Raw genomic sequence first — 15,012 nt, forward strand, 5'->3', positions numbered from 1 at the left:
CGTTGGAGTCTAACGGGCGCGGGCCAAACCCCGGCGACCCGTCCCCGCCTGGAGCACCCCGGACAACACTTCTTTCATGAGGTTGCACTTTTCCGGGGTGGGCCGCGTCAGTTCTTCGAGCGCCCCAAGAGGGCGTAGAGAATGATCGCGCCGAAGGTGGCGGTACCGATGCCGCCGAGCGCGAAGTCGCCGAACTTCAGCGTGAAATCGCCCGTGCCGATGATCAGCGTGATGGCCGCCACGATCAGGTTCTTGTTCTGCGAGAAGTCCACCTTGTTATCGACCCAGATCTTGGCGCCCGCGATGGCGATCAGGCCGAACACCACGATGCTCACGCCGCCCATCACCGGCAGCGGAATGGCCTGGATCAGCGCGCCGAACTTGGGGCTGAAGCCCAGCACCAGCGCAATCACGGCCGCCACCACGAACACCGCCGTCGAATAGATGCGCGTGGCGGCCATCACGCCGATGTTCTCGGCGTAGGTGGTCACGCCCGTGCCGCCCGCGGCGCCGCTCACCACCGTGGCGATGCCGTCGCCGATGAAGGCGCGGCCCATGTAGGCGTCCAGGTTGCGCCCGGTCATGGCCGTCACTGCCTTCAGGTGGCCCAGGTTTTCCGCCACCAGGATGATCGCCACCGGGGCGATCAGCAGCATGGCGTTGGCCGTGAACACCGGCGCAGTGAAGGTCGGCAGGCCGAACCAGGCCGCGTTGGCGATGCCGCTCAGGTCCACCGGCTTGCCCAGCCCCAGGCCGTTGGTCAGCACGGCATAGACCACCGTGGCCAGGATCAGCCCGATCAGGATCAGCAGGCGCTGCAGCATGCCGCGCGCGAACACCGCCACCAGGCCCACGCACAGGAAGGTCACGGCCTGCATCCACGAGTCGAAGTTGCTGGCCGCCATGTTCTTGATCGGCACGCTCGCCAGGTTGAGCCCGATCACGGCCACCACCGCGCCCGTGACCACGGGCGGCATGAAGCGCTCGATCCAGCCGGTGCCGATGGCCTGCACCAGCGCCCCGATCAGGATGTACACCACCCCGCAGGCCACGATGCCCCCCAGCGCCACCGCGATGTTGGCGTTGGGCCCCTTGCCCGCGTAGCCGCTGGCCGCGATCACCACGCCGATGAAGGCGAAGCTCGAGCCCAGGTAGCTGGGCACCTTGCCGCCGGTGACGAAGTAGAAGATGAGCGTGCCGATGCCGCTCATCAGGATGGCGATGTTGGGGCTGAAGCCCATCAGGATCGGCGCCAGCACCGTGGCGCCGAACATGGCGATGACGTGCTGCACGCCCATGGCGCCGGTCTGCAGCCAGGGCAGCCGCTCGTCGGGCCCGATGACCGCGCCGTTGGCCAGCGCGGACGCGGGTCGTTCTGTCCAGTTGAACATTGCTTATCTCCTCTTGTTGGTTGTGTGTGCCCGGTGGCCAGGACGCCCTGGCTTGCCCGGGGCGTGATTGTGGGCGAGGAAACGGGGGCTGAACATCCGGCGCGCACCCTGCACATCGGAGAAAGCGGCGTGCCGGCCCTGGCAGGCCGGCGCGTGCCGACGCCCGCTCAGCGCGGCTGCAGCACCGCCATCGTGATGCGCGACACGCAGGTCAGCTCGCCCGCCTCGTTCGTCAGGTCGATCTGCCAGACCTGCGTGCTGCGCCCGCGGTGCACCGGCCGCGCGGTGCCGATGACCCAGCCGCTGGTCACCGAGCGGATGTGGTTGGCGTTGATGTCCAGGCCCACGGCGCGGTCGCCCTCGGGGGCCGAGTAGTGCGCGCCGCAGGAGCCCAGCGTCTCGGCCAGCACCACCGACACGCCGCCGTGCAGGATGCCGTAGGGCTGGCGGGTGCGCTCGTCGACCGGGCAGCGGGCGCGGATGAAGTCGTCGCCCACCTCCAGGAATTCCATGCCCAGCGTGGAGACGGCGGTGCCGACGTGGTTGCGGGTCAGCGCCTCGACGGAGATTTCTTTTTTCCAGATACGCATTCGGTTCTTTCGTGCTTGCTGCCTGTGGGAGTGGCAAAACTATAGCGACGGCGGCTGACAGGCGCAGTCGCCTTTGCGTGTTACCTTGGCCCGATGAAGCACCCCGTCCGTCGTTGGCTCCTCGGCATTGCCGCCGTTCTGGTGCTGGGGGCAGGCACGCTGGTGCTGGTGGTGCGCTCCAGGCTGCCCACCGACGACGAGGTGGCCGCAATGATTTCCTCGGGCTTCGAAAAGCGCTTCGGCGTGGCGCTCAAGGTCGGCGCGGCCCACTGGGCGCTGCTGCCCACGCCCATGCTGGTGCTGACCGACGTGGCCACCGACCAGCCCCGCCCCATCACCCTGAAGCGCGCCAGCGTGCAGGTGCAGCTGGCGCCGCTGCTGCATCGCGTCGTTGCGCTGGACGAGATCGAGGTCGAGAGCCTGGTGCTGCCGCGTGCCTCGGTGCGGGCATTTCGCGGCAAGGGCCCCAAGCCGCAGGAAGGCGCCGGCGCCATCGCGCTGCCCGCGCCCTGGACGCTGGCCGCTGTTCCGGTGGAGCAGGTGCGCTGGCGCGACGTGGTCTGGATCGACCGGCGCGACATCGCGCTGGCCTACGACGGCGAGGTCAGCTTCGATGCGCAGTGGCGCCCGCGCGAGGCCCGCCTCGAGCGCGCGGGCCTGACGCCGCCCGTGCGCCTGCGGCTGGACCGCGAGTCTGGCCAGGACCGCTGGCGCACCCGCATCGACGCAGGCGGCGGCACGTGGAACGGCGTGACCTGGCTGGAGACGCTGCCCAGCGGCAAGTTGCGCGTGTCGGCCGAACTGGAGCCGCGCCAGATCGACATCGAAAGCCTGGTGCAGGCCTTCGACCGCCGCACCTCGCTGGCCGGCAAGGTTTCCGGCAAGACCACGCTGACGGCCGAGGCAGACACGGCGCAGGACCTGGGCGCGCTGGCGCGCAGCCTGCACACCCGCACCACCTTCACGGTGCAGCCCGCCACCCTCACCAAGCTGGACGTGGTCAAGGCCGTGAGCACCGCCGGCATCAGCCGGGGCGGGCGCACCCCGCTCGACCAGCTCACCGGCACGCTCGACACCCAGGGCACCGAAGACGGCGTGGTGATGCAGTACACCAACCTGAAGGCCCGCTCGGGCGTGCTCACGGCCAGCGGCAACCTGAAGATGTTCAACCGCAAGCTCGACGGCGAGATCGCGGTCGACCTGGTCGACGGCGTGGTCGGCGTGCCGCTGAAGATCGGCGGCACCATGAGCGACCCCGAGCTGTCGCTGACCGGCGCCGCGCTCACCGGCGCGGCCATCGGCAGCGCGGTGCTGCCGGGCGTGGGCACGGCCATCGGGGCCCGGGTGGGGCAGCAGGTGGAGAAGATGTTCGGCGGGGACAAGAAGCCGGCGTCCAGGCCCGCGGCGAAGCCCGCGCCCCGTTCCGCCAGGCCCTAGCCGAACGCCTTGATCACTGCCGGCACCGTCAGCACCGCCGTGTAGTAGCCCATGAACTGCACGCCGGTGTTGAATCCGATGGCGCGCGACAGCAAGCCGCCCAGCAGCCCCATCGTCAGGATCACCAGCAGTCCGAGCAGCTGGCCCTCCCACACGCTGATGACGACGATCAGCCCGACGAAGGTCGCGATGATCGCCTCGTGGCTCACCTTGCGCGACACGAACAGCGCCGCGCGGCGCGCGAAGTTCATGGTGAACGGGTAGGCCACCAGCGCCGCGAGCACCACCGCCAGCATGCCGTAGCCCAGGAACTCCCAGTGGCTGAGCAGGTTGTGCAGGTTGTGCGTCTGGCCCGTGGCCGCGTCGATGGTGTACACCGGCGGCGCATTGAACAGCGGCGCGGCGGGGCCGGCCGCCACCGGGCTCAGCGGCAGGCCGATGGCGATCAGCGGAATCAGCGCCTCGGCGATGTAGGTCGCCTCGGTCACGCCGTTGCGCGCGGCCAGCGTGGTGGTGAGCCGGTGGTACGCATGCTTGATGCGCGAGCCCACCAGTTCGCCCAGCACCACCGTCATCGCGACCGGGCTGAAGACGAAGGTCGCACTGGAGACGGCCGCCGTGGCGAAGGTCCACTTCACCTGCGTGCGGTCGAGCACCTTGAACGGGTTGGGAAAGTAGCCCGACCAGCCCTTGACGTCGGGCGCCAGCGAAAAGGTGCGCACCGTGTCGCGCTTCATGCGCGCACGCGCGGCCGGCGAGATCACCGAGAACAGGTCCGCCACCAGCGGCCCGATGGCAATGCCCAGGAAGTAGCTGATGCTGAGCTTCACCCCGTACTTGCCGGTGAGTGCCTGCAGCGCCACGATCACCATCACGAACGGCACCAGCGTGGCCACGGAGGCCCAGCGCCCGCTGGAGAACCAGGCAATGGCCACGGCCGCCACCACGAAGATCCACGGCGCCGCCTTGGTGATGGCCGCGCCGTAGGGCGCCAGCAGCACCGCGAACAGCACGGCCAGCGGCACCGCGAGGAAGGCCGCGATGATCGCGCCCGACACCATCTTGCGCAGCGCGATGTGCGGCACGCCCAGGTTGCGCAGCACGTTGGCGTCCTGCAGCAGCGGCGTGGCCATGGTGTCGCCTGGAATGCCCAGCAGCGCGGTGGGCACCGCATGCGTCATGTGCTTGGCGACGGCCGCCGCCAGGAAGAAGGTGAACACGCCCTCGGGCGGCACGCCGAGCAGCACCACCAGCAGCGTGAGCGGTGCGAGCGTGGTGGTTTCGTCGGTGCCCGACACGAGGCCGATGGCGGCGAACACCACGGCGCCGACGAGCCCCATGCCGGTGGCCACGAGGATCTGGTTGAGCAGTGCGGCGTCGATCACGTTGCGGCTCCTTCGACACCCTTGGCGCGGGGCTTGTACGACGCGAACAGCTCGTAGATCTCGAGCTCCTTCATCTCGCGCACCACCGAGGGCGGCAGGTCGTCCACCGAGCCCAGGTCGCCGTGTTCGCCGGCCAGTTCGGCCAGCACGTCCTCGCGCCAGCGCGGATCGGCCGCGGCGCCTTCCACCACCTCGCGCTTGGGCGTGAAGAGCTTCGCGCAGATCACGCCCGACACCACGCAGCCGCCGAGCCCCGCCAGCATGGCGTAGGCGCGCGCCAGTTCGGGCGTGCTCACCAGGCTCGCGAGCACGCGGCTGGCCACGAGGTACCCCGTGAGGCTCACCGCGACGCCGATGACGATGGCCCACGCGAGGTGGCCCAGGTCGGCGGTGTCGCCCCATATTTCCACCAGCCGCCAGCGGGCGGGCGTTGCACTGTCTGCGTTCATGTTCGTGTGTCTCCGTCTTTGGTTGTGTGACGGCGCGCCTGCGCGGCCGCCGCGGTATCGGCCGCGGTCCGTGGTGCGGGACGCTCCCGCGGTTGCTTATTTCCTGCGCAGCGCTTCGAGCAGCGCCACCGCGCGGTCGGTGCGCACGTCGTGCTCCGCGGCCATCTGCCTGGCGATGCTGTCGACCTCGTCGCCCGTGGCGCCCGCCACCAGCGCGATGTTGCGTGCGTGCAGCGCCATGTGGCCGCGCTGGATGCCTTCGGTGGCGAGCGCGCGCAAGGCGCCCAGGTTCTGCGCCAGGCCCACGGCGACCGCCACTTCGCCCAGCTCCTGCGCCGACGCCACGCCGAGGATCTTCAGCGCCAGCCGCGCGAGCGGGTGCGTCTTGGTGGCACCGCCGACCAGGCCCACCGGCATCGGCATCTCGATGGTGCCGACCAGCGCGCCCGTGCGGTCCTTCTCCCAGGTGGTGAGCGAGGTGTAGCGGCCGGTGCGGCAGGCGTAGGCATGCGCGCCGGCTTCCACCGCGCGCCAGTCGTTGCCCGTGGCGACGATCACCGGGTCGACGCCGTTCATGATGCCTTTGTTGTGCGTGGCCGCGCGGTAGGGGTCGACCGCGGCGAAGGTGTACGCATCGAGCACGCCTTCCACCACTTCCTCGCCGCTGCGCTCCTTGGTCTCGAGCGCCTCGGGCGCCAGCCGCACGCGGGCGCGCGCCAGCCTCAGGTCCGCCAGGTTCGACAGGATGCGCAGGCGCACCGTGCCGCCCGTGAGCTTCTCGACCAGGGGAGACACCGCCTCGGCCATGGTGTTGACGGTGTTCGCGCCCATCGCGTCGCGCACGTCCACGATCAGGTGCATCACCACCATCGGGCCGCGCGGCGTGCTGTCGAACACATGCACCTCGATGTCGCGGCAGCCGCCGCCCAGGCCGATCAGCACCTTGTCGCGGCTGTTCGCCACGGCCAGGATCTCTTCGCGCGCGCGCAGCAGCGCAAGCCGCGCGCCGTACGGATCGCCCAGGCCGATCACCTGCACCTGCGCGCGCATCAGCGGCCCGGTGCTCGAGGTCTCGAAGCCGCCGCCTTCGCGCGCCAGCTTGGCCATGAACGAGGCGGCCGCCACCACCGAGGGCTCTTCCACCGCCATCGGCACCAGGTACTCGCGCCCGTTCACCAGGAAGTTGCCGGCCACGCCCAGCGGCAGCTCGAAGGTGCCGATCACGTTCTCGACCATGCCGTTGGCGCGCTCCACGCCCAGCGCGCCGGGCGCGGCCAGCAGCGCCACCTCCTCGTCGGTCAGCGATGCGGCGCGCGCGATGTGTTCGAAGCGCTGCGCGGGGGTGAGTGCGCGGAAGTTGGGAATGCGGGAGTCGGCGACCATCGTTGCGTGTCTCTTCAGGGGGTGAGTTCGGGAGACGGCAATTTAGGCCGGCTGTACCGCTGGCGGAAGGCACAGTTTGGCGGGACAGTGCGGACAGTGGCTCGCCGTGCGGGCCCGCTGTGTCACAGTCGAAACCCATGACGACCATTGCAGATTCGCTCGCCGACGCCCTCGAACGCCAGATCGCGAGCGGCGCCTACAAGGCCGGCGACAAGCTCCCGTCGCTGCGCGAGCTGGCGCAGCTGCACGGCTATGCGAAGAACACCGTGGTCGCCGCCTTCGAGCTGCTGGTGTCGCGCGGGCTGGTCGAGCCGCGGCGCGGCTCCGGCTACTTCGTGCTCGCGCGGCCGACCGCCAAGCCGGTGGAGGAAGACGCCGGCAGCCTGGGCCGCGCCATGGATATCGTGTGGCTCATGCGCGAGCAGCTCAAGACGCAGCCCGACGCCGTGGCCGTGGGCGACGGCTTTCCGCCGGTCGAATGGCTGGCCGACGTGCGGCTGGACAAGTACCACCCCAAGGTGGTCCGCACGGGGCTCGGCGCGCTGTTCCGCTACGGCAGCCGCTTCGGCTATGCGCCGCTGCGCGACCACCTGGTGCGCAAGCTGGCGGACTTCGGCATCGGGGCGGAGCCCCGGCAGATCGTGCTCACGCACGGCGCCAACGAGGCGATGGACATCGTCATCCGCTACTTCGTGCCGCCCGGCGGCAAGGTGCTGGTGGACGACCCGGGCTACTACCCGCTGTTCGGCAAGCTCAAGCTCGCGGGCGCGCAGATGCTGGCCGTGCCGCGCCTGGCCGACGGGCCCGACCTGGAGGCGCTGGAGCGGCTGCTCATTGCGGAACGCCCGCGCCTGTTCTTCACGCAGTCGATCGCGCACAACCCCACGGGCTCCGACATGTCGCCGGCCAAGGCCTTCCGCGTGCTGCAGCTGGCGCAGAAGCACGACCTGCTGATCGTGGAAAACGACCCGCTGGCCGACTTCAAGCCCACGTCATTGCCGCGCCTGTCCGCGCTCGACCAGCTGGAGCGCACCATCTACATCGGCAGTTTTTCCAAGTCGTTCTCGGCCGCCTTGCGCGTGGGCTTCATCGCCTGCGGCGCCGACCTGGCAAGCGACCTCGCGGACCTGAAGGCGCTGATCCACGTGAGCAGCTCGGAGTATTGCGAGCGCACGGTCGACGTCATCCTGAGCGAGGGCCACTACCAGCGGCACCTGAACCGCCTGCAGACGCGCCTGGGCGAGGCCACGCGCAACGCGATCAAGCTGTTCGAGTCGGTCGATGCCGAGGTGTTTGCGCGCACGCCGCACTCGCTCTACGTGTGGGCCGCGCTGCCCGGCGTGGCCGATTCGCTGGCCTTCGCCAAGGCGCTGCTGCCGCGCAAGATCGTGATGGCGCCGGGCCGCATCTTCAGCGTCGACTCCACGCAGGTGTCGCGCTGGTCGCGCTTCAACGTGGGGGCCATGGCCGACCCGCGCTTTGCGAAGGCGCTGCGCACCGCGCTGCGCCGGCGTGTCAGCGATTGACGCCGGAATCGCCGAAATCGCCGTGGCGCCCGGCGCCGCCCGCAAAGCGCGCGGCGCCGCGTTCGCCTTCGGCAAAGACGATCGGCACGCCGTGCACGCCTTCGCTGCGCAGGGCCTCGGCCAGCGGCATGTCCCACTGCGCATAGGCCGATGCGCGATCGGCCCGCATGCATTGCTGCGGAAACGAGCCGATCTCGCGCGCCAGTTGCTGCGCGGCGGCCAGTGCGCCACCGCTCGGCACGGTGCGGTTGACCAGGCCCATCGCCAGCGCTTCGGGTGCGCCGACCGCACGGCCCGTGAGGATCATGTCGAGCGCGCGCGCCATGCCCACGATGCGCGGCAGCCGCACCGTGCCGCCGTCGATCAGCGGCACGCCCCAGCGGCGGCAGAACACGCCCAGCACCGCGTCGTCGTCGGCCACGCGCAGGTCGGCGAGCAGCGCGAGCTCGAGCCCGCCGGCCACCGCATAGCCGTTGATGGCCGCAATCAGCGGCTTGGACAGCGCCATGCGCGTAGGCCCCATCGGCCCGCTGCCGCCGCCTTCAGGGTCGAGCGCGTTGCGTTGCGCGGGGTCGCCCACCGCAGCCAGGTCGGCGCCGGCGCAGAAGTGGCCGCCTGCGCCGGTGAGCACCGCCACGCGCAGTGCGTCGTCGGCCTCGAAGCGCTCGAAGGCCTCGCGCAGCTCGGCGGCCATGGGGCCGTGCACGGCGTTGCGCTTGTCCGGGCGGTTCAGCGTGATCGTGCAGACGGTGTCTTCGGTGTCGTAGCTCAGGTAGTGGGAGGCCATGCACGTTCCTTTCGCGGCCAGCCTACTTGAGGCACCTCCCAGCGTCATCGTGGGAAATGCGGGGGCCGATGCATCACGCCAGTTCGTCGAACTGGATCACCCCTTGCTTCATCACCAGCGGAATGCGTTCGCCTTGTCCCAGCAGGCAGGCGACATCGCGCAGCGGATTGCCGTCGACCACCAGGATGTCGGCCAGCGCGCCGGGCACCAGGCGCCCCAGGCGCTCGGACATGCCCAGCACCTCGGCGCCGATGGTGGTGGCGCTGGCGATGGCCTCGGCCGGCGAAAGCACCTCGGCGCGCAGGCGGAACTCGTCGCTCTGCAGCCGCTGCGATTCGCCCAGCAGGTCGGAGCCGAAGCCCATCTTCACGCCCGCCGCCTTGTAGATTTCCAACGAGCGCAGGCCGGCCTCGCGCACGTTGGCCACCTTGGCCACGCTGTCCTTGGGCAGGCCGAAGCTCTCGCCCTCGTTGGCCAGCGCGTCGTAGGTGACCAGCGTGGGCACCACGTAGGCGCCCAGCTGTGCCATCAGCGCCGCCGTGGGCGCGTCCACCAGGTTGCCGTGCTCGATGGTGCGCACGCCGCAGCGCACGGCCCGCGCGATGGCTTCGGCGGTGTAGGCGTGGGCCATCACGTAGGTGCCGCGCGCGCGGGCTTCTTCGACGATGGCGCGGATCTCGTCCTCGCTGTAGCCGAAGGCTCCGACCGGATCGGTGGGCGACGCCACGCCGCCGGAGGCCATGATCTTGATCTGGTCCGCGCCCATCTGCAGCTCTTCGCGCACGGCCCGGCGCACCGCGTCCACACCGTCGACCACGCGCGCCAGCGCGCCCACCCGCACGCAGGTCGGGCAGGGCGCGTTGGGGTCGAGGAAGTCGGTGCGCGCGCGCATGTCGCCGTGCCCGCCGGTCTGGCTCAGCGCACGGCCGGCGACGAACAGGCGCGGCCCCTGCGCGAGCCCTGAATCGACCGCCTGCTTGAACGCGAAACCCGCGCCGCCCGCATCGCGCACCGTGGTGAAGCCGCGGCGCAGCATGCCGCGCAGCATGGGCACGCTGCGCAGCGTGATCAGCACGTTGGGCATGTGCACCTGCCGCGCGAGGTTGAGCTCCACCGCGATCACGTGCACGTGCAGGTCGATGAGGCCGGGCATCACCGTCTTGCCCTTCACGTCGATCACGCGTGCGGTCTTGCTGTGCAGCGGCGTGTCGGAAACTTCGCGCACCACGCCTTCTTCGACCAGGATGTCGCGGCCCTCCAGCAGCTCGTGGTGCTGCGGATCGAGCAGGTGGGCGTTCTTGAACAGTACGGTGTTCGTCATGCCACGGCCTCCTTGGCTTGCAGCGCCATCACGGCCGGCACCGCCAGTTGCGCGAACACGCGCGCGGGTTCGATGTGTTGCGTGCCGTACCAGTTTTCTTCATGCAGCAGGTTGAGCGTGCCCAGCGTTTCGCCTTGCCAGCGCAGCGGAATGTTCAGCACGCTGCGGCAGCCCAGCGAGTCGATGAGCGCGTGGTCGTAGAACACGTCGCGCAGGTCGTCGGCATTGCGCCCGATGTAGGGCAGGCCGCGCTGCATCACCTGCTGCATCCACGGCGAATCGGTGACCGGCTTGCGCCCGCCCACCGGGTAGGCCTCGCGCATGTTGGTGTAGATGCGCTCGGACTCGCGCTGCGCACGGTGATGCACCAGCACGGTGAACAGCCGGTGGCCGATGGTGGCCGCCAGCGCCGCATTGATCGCGTCGAAGGTGGCCTGCGGCTGTTGCGCATCGGCATGGGCGCGTGCCACGGCCGAGAGTGAGGTGTCGAAGGAAGTGGGTTGCATGAATGTCGGATGTCTTCAGGAAAGTTCGGCCGCGGCAATGTCCTCGAGCGAGCGGCCACGCGTGGGGATGCCCATGAACGTGACGGCCGCCGCGCCCAGCAGCAGCACCCCGGTCGTCATGCCGAACACGCCGGCGAAGCCCAGCGTCGGGTAGATCAGGCCGACCAGGATCGGCGAGGTGATGCCGCCGATGCGCCCGATGGCCGACGCCAGGCCGGAGCCGGTGGCGCGCACCTGGGTCGGGAACACCTCGGGCGTGTAGGCGTACACGCCCGCATAGGTGCCGTTCATGAAGAAGGACAGCAGCACGCCGGCCACCATGATCTGCGCGTCGCTGTGGGTGAAGGCCAGGCCCAGCGCCGAGAGACCGCCGAGCAGCATGTAGCTCACGATGGTGGCCTGGCGGCCGATGCGTTCGTTGAACCACGCGGCCGAGAAGTAGCCCGGAATCTGCGCGATGTACATCACCAGCGAATAGCCGAAGCTCTTGGTGATCGTCATGCCGTTCTGGATCAGCAGGCTCGGGATCCACGTGAAGAACGAGTAGTAGCTGAAGGTGATCGACAGCCACATCAGCCAGGTCATGGTGCTGATGCGGATGAGCTTGTGCGACAGCAGCGTGGCGTAGTTCTTCAGCAGGCTGCCCCGGCTGGTGCTGGGCGGGGGCGCGGCCACGTCTTCGGCGTTGAGCGCGGGCAGCGCGTGGCCGCGGCGCACATGGTCGGACTCCATCGCATCCATGATCGATTGCGCCTCGGCCAGGCGGCCCTGGCTTTCGAGCCAGCGCGGCGACTCCGGCAGCGCCCGGCGCCACCACAGCAGCAGCACCACGGGCGTGGCCGTGATGAAGATGACGATGCGCCAGCCCTCGGCGAACGCCGGCACGATGAAGTAGCCCAGCAAGGCCGCGGCCACGAAGCCGAAGGAGAAGAAGCCGGCCAGCGCGCCCGTGAAGGTGCCCCGGTAGCGGCGCGCCACGAACTCCGACAGGTAGGGCGCGATGATCGCGCTCTCGGCGCCGGCGCCGAAACCGGCCACGATGCGCAGCCCGAGGAAGATCGTCCACTCGTTGACCATGCCGCTGAACAGCGACGCCACGCAGTAGATCGCCAGCGCCGACATCATCACCTTGCGCCGCCCGATCAGGTCGCCGAAGGAGCCGGCGGCCAGCGCGCCGAAGAAGAAGCCGATGAAGTTCGCGCTGGCCAGCACGCCGATCTGCACGCTGCTCAGGCCCCAGGCCGTGCGCAGCACCGGCAGCACGAAGGCGATGACGGCCGCGTCCATCGCATCGAAGGTGTAGCCCAGTCCTCCCATCAGAAGCAGCCGGCGGTGGAAGCCGGAGAAGGGCAGGCGCTCGATGCGGGCCGACAGCATGGTCATGGGAATCCCTCAGCTCGGGTGATACGACGAAACGATGCAGAAGCGCCAAATCGTAGGATCGGAGGGATATAACGGCAAATTTATACGTGTGATTGTGTTTATAGAGCCCGTGAATGACCTACCGCACCGCCGACCTCAACCTGCTGAAGGTGTTCGAGGCCCTCATGACCGAGGGCAACGTCACGCGCGCCGCGCGCAAGCTGTCGCTGACCCAGCCGACGGTCAGCAATGCGCTGCGCCGGCTGCGCGAGACCTTCGACGATCCGCTGTTCGTGCGCAGCGGCGCGGGCGTCAACCCGACGCGGCGCGCCATCGACCTGTGGGAGCCGCTGTCGCAGTCGCTGCACGCCATTCGCGGCACGCTGGACGTCGAGCGCTTCGACGCCCTGCGCAGCACCGCCAGCCTGAGCATCGCCATGTCCGACTACGTGTCGAGCATCGTGGTGCCCCGGCTGGCCAGCACCCTCAGCAAGGTCGCGCCGTCGATGCAGATCCATGCCATTCCCAACACGCTGGTCGATTTCGGCAAGGTGCTGGCCGACAACAAGGCCGACTTCGCGATCAGCGTCTACAACGAGGAGGTGCAGCGGCCGGCGTTTTTAAAGTCGCGCGCGCTGTGGTCACCCGACTTCGTGTGCTTCATGCGCACCGGGCATCCGCTGGCGCGTCTCGAGAAGATTCCGCTGAAGAAATTTCTCGCGGCGCGTCATGTCGACGTGAGCCTGGTCGGCAAGACCTCGCCCACCTACGACCTGTTCCTGCGCAGCCGCGGCCTGCAGCGCAACCTGGTCTCGACCGTGAACCACTACGGCGCCGCCTACGAGGTGGTGCGCCGCTCCGACCTGATCGCGGTGCTGCCGTGGTCCGCACGTTTCGAGCCGCCGCGCCTGGCCGGCCTGCGCAAGGTGCCCGTGCCGCTGGAGGCGCCGCCGCGCATCATCGAGCTGTTCTGGCACCAGCGGCACGAGACGTCTGCCTTGCACCAGTGGCTGAAGAACACGCTGCTGGACCTGTTCGAGCAGCGGTGATGCGCCGTCAGGCTCAGCTGCGCAGGCGCACCACGTGCAGGTCGTCGCGCGCGGCGGCATGCAGCCGTGCGACCTCGGCCGCGCGCCGGTTGAGCACCGCGCGCTGGTTGATGTAGCCCTTGTCGGTGATCTCGCCCGCATCGAGGTTCGGCGGCTCTTCCAGCACCAGCGCGCAGGTGGGGCACTGCGAGGAGCCCGCGCCTTCTTCGCGCAAGGCGCGCAGCACGACGGCGATGCGCTCGCCCAGCGCCTCGGGCGACAGAGACGCCGCCTGCGGACTGGGAAACACCAGCATGCCGATTTCGTCGCGGTCGTGCCCGGTGAGCACCACGTCCTGCACATGCGGCGCCAGCAGCGACACCAGCTTCACGCGCAGCGTGCCCACCGACACCCAGGTGCCGCTGGAGAGCTTGAAGTCTTCCGCCACGCGGCCATTGAAGATCACGCCGTGCGCGGGCTCGCCCGGGTTCGCCAGGAAGCCGGCGTCGCCGATGCGGTAGTAGCCCTCTTCGTCGAAGGCCTCGGCCGTTTCGCGCGGGGCGTCGCGGTAGCCCGGGAACACCGAGACGCCCTTGACGCGCATTTCCAGCTTCTCGCCGTTGGGCACGAACTTCAGCTCCAGCCCGGGCAGCGGCGCGCCGATGCAACCGGCGCCGTCGAGCTTCCAGTGCGCGGAGGTGATGGCGGGCGAGGTTTCGGTGGCGCCCCACGAGGTGGTGAGCCACAGCGGGCGCGTAGGTCGCACGCGCTGCGCCACCGCCTCGAGCCGTTGCCAGGTCGAGGGCGCGAGCGCCGCCGCCGCATAGAACGCCAGCCGCAGGCGCGAGAACACCTCGGTGGCCAGCGCGTCGTCGGCTTCCAGAAAGGGCAGCAGCATGTCGAAGCCGCGCGGCACGTTGAACAGCAGCGTGGGCTTCACCTCGCGCAGGTTGCGCACGGTCTTCTCGATCAGGCCCGGCGCGGGCCGGCCTTCGTCGATGTAGAGCGCACCGCCTTGGCACAGCACCATGTGCAGGTTGTGGTTGGCGCCGAAGGTGTGGCTCCAGGGCAGCCAGTCGACCAGCACCGGCTTCTCGTGCGACAGAAAGCGCCAGGTCTGCGCCATCATCTGCTGGTTGGCGCACAGCATGCGGTGCGTGTTGATCACCACCTTGGGCTTGCCGGTGGAGCCGGAGGTCAGCAGGTACTTGGCGTGGGTGTCGGGCAGCACGTGCCCGAAGGCTTGCATCACCGCGGGCGTTTCCTTCGCCGCCAGCAGCCGGTCGAACGCCGTCGCACCCGGATGCGCGTCGGCGTTGCGGCTGAACACCGTCACCGCTTCCACGCCGCAGCCCGCGAGCGAGCCGCCGTAGACCTTGGCGTCGGAGGCGTAGATCAACCCCGGCTTCAGCGCCTGCAGCATGCCGTGCAGCCGCGACGGGTCCTTGGCCATGCGCGAGTAGGCGCTCGAGAGCGAGCACGCGGTGCGACCGATGTGCATGGCCGCGAGCATCAGCACCGCGTGGTCGATCGCGTTGTCCGAGAGGATCACGACCGGCCGGCCCGGTGGCAGGTCCATGTCGAGCAGCGCCTGCGCCACCGCGCCTACCGCTTCGCGCAGCGCGCGGTAGTCGAGCTTGCGCCAGCCCTCGCCGGTGTCGTCGCGCTCGGCAAACGCCAAGGCATCGGGCGTGTCACGCGCCCAGCGCTCGATCCATTCGCCGATGCAGCGCGCATAGGGCTTCAGCGCCATCGGCGAGCGCAGCGCGAAGGAGCCGTCGTCGAAGTCGATGCGCACCGTGCGGGGCGGGGCGATCAGGCTTTCGTCCAAAAGGAAGTCGGTCATG

Annotated in this window: 13 protein-coding genes; 3 read left to right on the top strand and 10 right to left on the bottom strand. The window is 69.5% G+C overall.

What is annotated here, in order from left to right; genetic code table 11:
* Nucleotides 1-107: 107 nt before the first annotated feature.
* Together AC0IYU_RS04180 and AC0IYU_RS04185 are read right to left on the bottom strand one after the other, a co-directional pair.
* A complete protein-coding gene (locus tag AC0IYU_RS04180) occupies nucleotides 108-1,391 on the bottom strand; it encodes a solute carrier family 23 protein (RefSeq protein WP_435486567.1) in 1,284 nt (427 codons plus the stop codon).
* 167 nt (nucleotides 1,392-1,558) lie between these two features.
* Nucleotides 1,559-1,981, bottom strand: coding sequence for a hotdog fold thioesterase (locus AC0IYU_RS04185; protein ID WP_472113356.1), 423 nt, complete (start codon nucleotides 1,979-1,981; stop codon nucleotides 1,559-1,561).
* Between the two features lie 93 nt (nucleotides 1,982-2,074).
* On the opposite strand from AC0IYU_RS04185, the gene AC0IYU_RS04190 reads away from it, so the two are divergent.
* Nucleotides 2,075-3,418, top strand: a complete 1,344-nt coding sequence (locus AC0IYU_RS04190; protein WP_472113359.1) for an AsmA family protein — start codon at nucleotides 2,075-2,077, stop codon at nucleotides 3,416-3,418.
* Here AC0IYU_RS04190 and AC0IYU_RS04195 read toward each other — a convergent pair.
* The 3 genes from AC0IYU_RS04195 to AC0IYU_RS04205 all read right to left on the bottom strand — a co-directional run bounded on the left by AC0IYU_RS04195 (nucleotide 3,415) and on the right by AC0IYU_RS04205 (nucleotide 6,677).
* Nucleotides 3,415-4,803, bottom strand: coding sequence for a tripartite tricarboxylate transporter permease (locus AC0IYU_RS04195; protein WP_472113362.1), 1,389 nt, complete (start codon nucleotides 4,801-4,803; stop codon nucleotides 3,415-3,417). The genes AC0IYU_RS04190 and AC0IYU_RS04195 overlap by 4 nt on opposite strands.
* Nucleotides 4,800-5,252 carry a hypothetical protein gene (locus AC0IYU_RS04200; RefSeq protein WP_472113365.1) on the bottom strand — a complete coding sequence of 151 codons (453 nt, stop codon included), beginning with the start codon at nucleotides 5,250-5,252 and terminating at the stop codon, nucleotides 4,800-4,802. Before AC0IYU_RS04200 ends, AC0IYU_RS04195 begins: the two co-directional genes overlap by 4 nt.
* A gap of 96 nt (nucleotides 5,253-5,348) precedes the next feature.
* Entirely contained in the window at nucleotides 5,349-6,677 is a 1,329-nt protein-coding gene (locus tag AC0IYU_RS04205; protein WP_472113633.1) for a hydroxymethylglutaryl-CoA reductase, degradative, read from the bottom strand.
* A gap of 95 nt (nucleotides 6,678-6,772) precedes the next feature.
* On the opposite strand from AC0IYU_RS04205, the gene AC0IYU_RS04210 reads away from it, so the two are divergent.
* Nucleotides 6,773-8,161, top strand: coding sequence for an aminotransferase-like domain-containing protein (locus tag AC0IYU_RS04210; RefSeq protein ID WP_472113368.1), 1,389 nt, complete (start codon nucleotides 6,773-6,775; stop codon nucleotides 8,159-8,161).
* Here the strand turns inward: AC0IYU_RS04210 and AC0IYU_RS04215 are convergent.
* From AC0IYU_RS04215 to AC0IYU_RS04230, 4 genes are all read right to left on the bottom strand, one after another.
* On the bottom strand, nucleotides 8,151-8,948 hold the full coding sequence (locus AC0IYU_RS04215) for a crotonase/enoyl-CoA hydratase family protein (RefSeq protein ID WP_472113371.1): 798 nt from the start codon (nucleotides 8,946-8,948) through the stop codon (nucleotides 8,151-8,153). The two genes, AC0IYU_RS04210 and AC0IYU_RS04215, sit on opposite strands and share 11 nt — an antisense overlap.
* Nucleotides 8,949-9,021: 73 nt before the next feature.
* Nucleotides 9,022-10,269 (bottom strand): metal-dependent hydrolase family protein, encoded by a 1,248-nt coding sequence (locus tag AC0IYU_RS04220; protein WP_472113374.1) that lies wholly within the window; start codon nucleotides 10,267-10,269, stop codon nucleotides 9,022-9,024.
* Nucleotides 10,266-10,775, bottom strand: a complete 510-nt coding sequence (locus tag AC0IYU_RS04225; protein ID WP_472113377.1) for a GAF domain-containing protein — start codon at nucleotides 10,773-10,775, stop codon at nucleotides 10,266-10,268. Before AC0IYU_RS04225 ends, AC0IYU_RS04220 begins: the two co-directional genes overlap by 4 nt.
* A 15-nt stretch (nucleotides 10,776-10,790) precedes the next feature.
* On the bottom strand, nucleotides 10,791-12,158 hold the full coding sequence (locus AC0IYU_RS04230; protein WP_472113379.1) for an MFS transporter: 1,368 nt from the start codon (nucleotides 12,156-12,158) through the stop codon (nucleotides 10,791-10,793).
* Nucleotides 12,159-12,271: 113 nt separating this feature from the next.
* Between AC0IYU_RS04230 and AC0IYU_RS04235 the strand changes: the two genes are divergently transcribed.
* Nucleotides 12,272-13,186: a LysR family transcriptional regulator gene (locus AC0IYU_RS04235; protein ID WP_435486558.1), complete on the top strand. Its 915-nt coding sequence runs from the start codon at nucleotides 12,272-12,274 to the stop codon at nucleotides 13,184-13,186.
* 13 nt (nucleotides 13,187-13,199) lie between these two features.
* Here the strand turns inward: AC0IYU_RS04235 and AC0IYU_RS04240 are convergent, their stop codons facing one another.
* Complete coding sequence (locus tag AC0IYU_RS04240) at nucleotides 13,200-15,011, bottom strand: feruloyl-CoA synthase (RefSeq protein WP_472113382.1); 1,812 nt, start codon at nucleotides 15,009-15,011, stop codon at nucleotides 13,200-13,202.
* Between the last annotated feature and the right edge of the window lies 1 nt (nucleotide 15,012).

Source organism: Variovorax sp. AC103 (assembly GCF_979254005.1).

Excerpts from the sequence above, each read along its gene's own strand:
- AC0IYU_RS04190 (WP_472113359.1), top strand. The coding sequence starts at position 2,075 with ATGAAGCACCCCGTCCGTCGTTGGCTCCTCGGCATTGCCGCCGTTCTG.
- AC0IYU_RS04215 (WP_472113371.1), bottom strand. The coding sequence starts at position 8,948 with ATGGCCTCCCACTACCTGAGCTACGACACCGAAGACACCGTCTGCACG.
- AC0IYU_RS04235 (WP_435486558.1), top strand. The coding sequence starts at position 12,272 with ATGACCTACCGCACCGCCGACCTCAACCTGCTGAAGGTGTTCGAGGCC.
- AC0IYU_RS04210 (WP_472113368.1), top strand. The coding sequence starts at position 6,773 with ATGACGACCATTGCAGATTCGCTCGCCGACGCCCTCGAACGCCAGATC.
- AC0IYU_RS04220 (WP_472113374.1), bottom strand. The coding sequence starts at position 10,269 with ATGACGAACACCGTACTGTTCAAGAACGCCCACCTGCTCGATCCGCAG.
- AC0IYU_RS04200 (WP_472113365.1), bottom strand. The coding sequence starts at position 5,252 with ATGAACGCAGACAGTGCAACGCCCGCCCGCTGGCGGCTGGTGGAAATA.
- AC0IYU_RS04185 (WP_472113356.1), bottom strand. The coding sequence starts at position 1,981 with ATGCGTATCTGGAAAAAAGAAATCTCCGTCGAGGCGCTGACCCGCAAC.
- AC0IYU_RS04225 (WP_472113377.1), bottom strand. The coding sequence starts at position 10,775 with ATGCAACCCACTTCCTTCGACACCTCACTCTCGGCCGTGGCACGCGCC.
- AC0IYU_RS04180 (WP_435486567.1), bottom strand. The coding sequence starts at position 1,391 with ATGTTCAACTGGACAGAACGACCCGCGTCCGCGCTGGCCAACGGCGCG.
- AC0IYU_RS04240 (WP_472113382.1), bottom strand. The coding sequence starts at position 15,011 with ATGACCGACTTCCTTTTGGACGAAAGCCTGATCGCCCCGCCCCGCACG.
- AC0IYU_RS04230 (WP_472113379.1), bottom strand. The coding sequence starts at position 12,158 with ATGACCATGCTGTCGGCCCGCATCGAGCGCCTGCCCTTCTCCGGCTTC.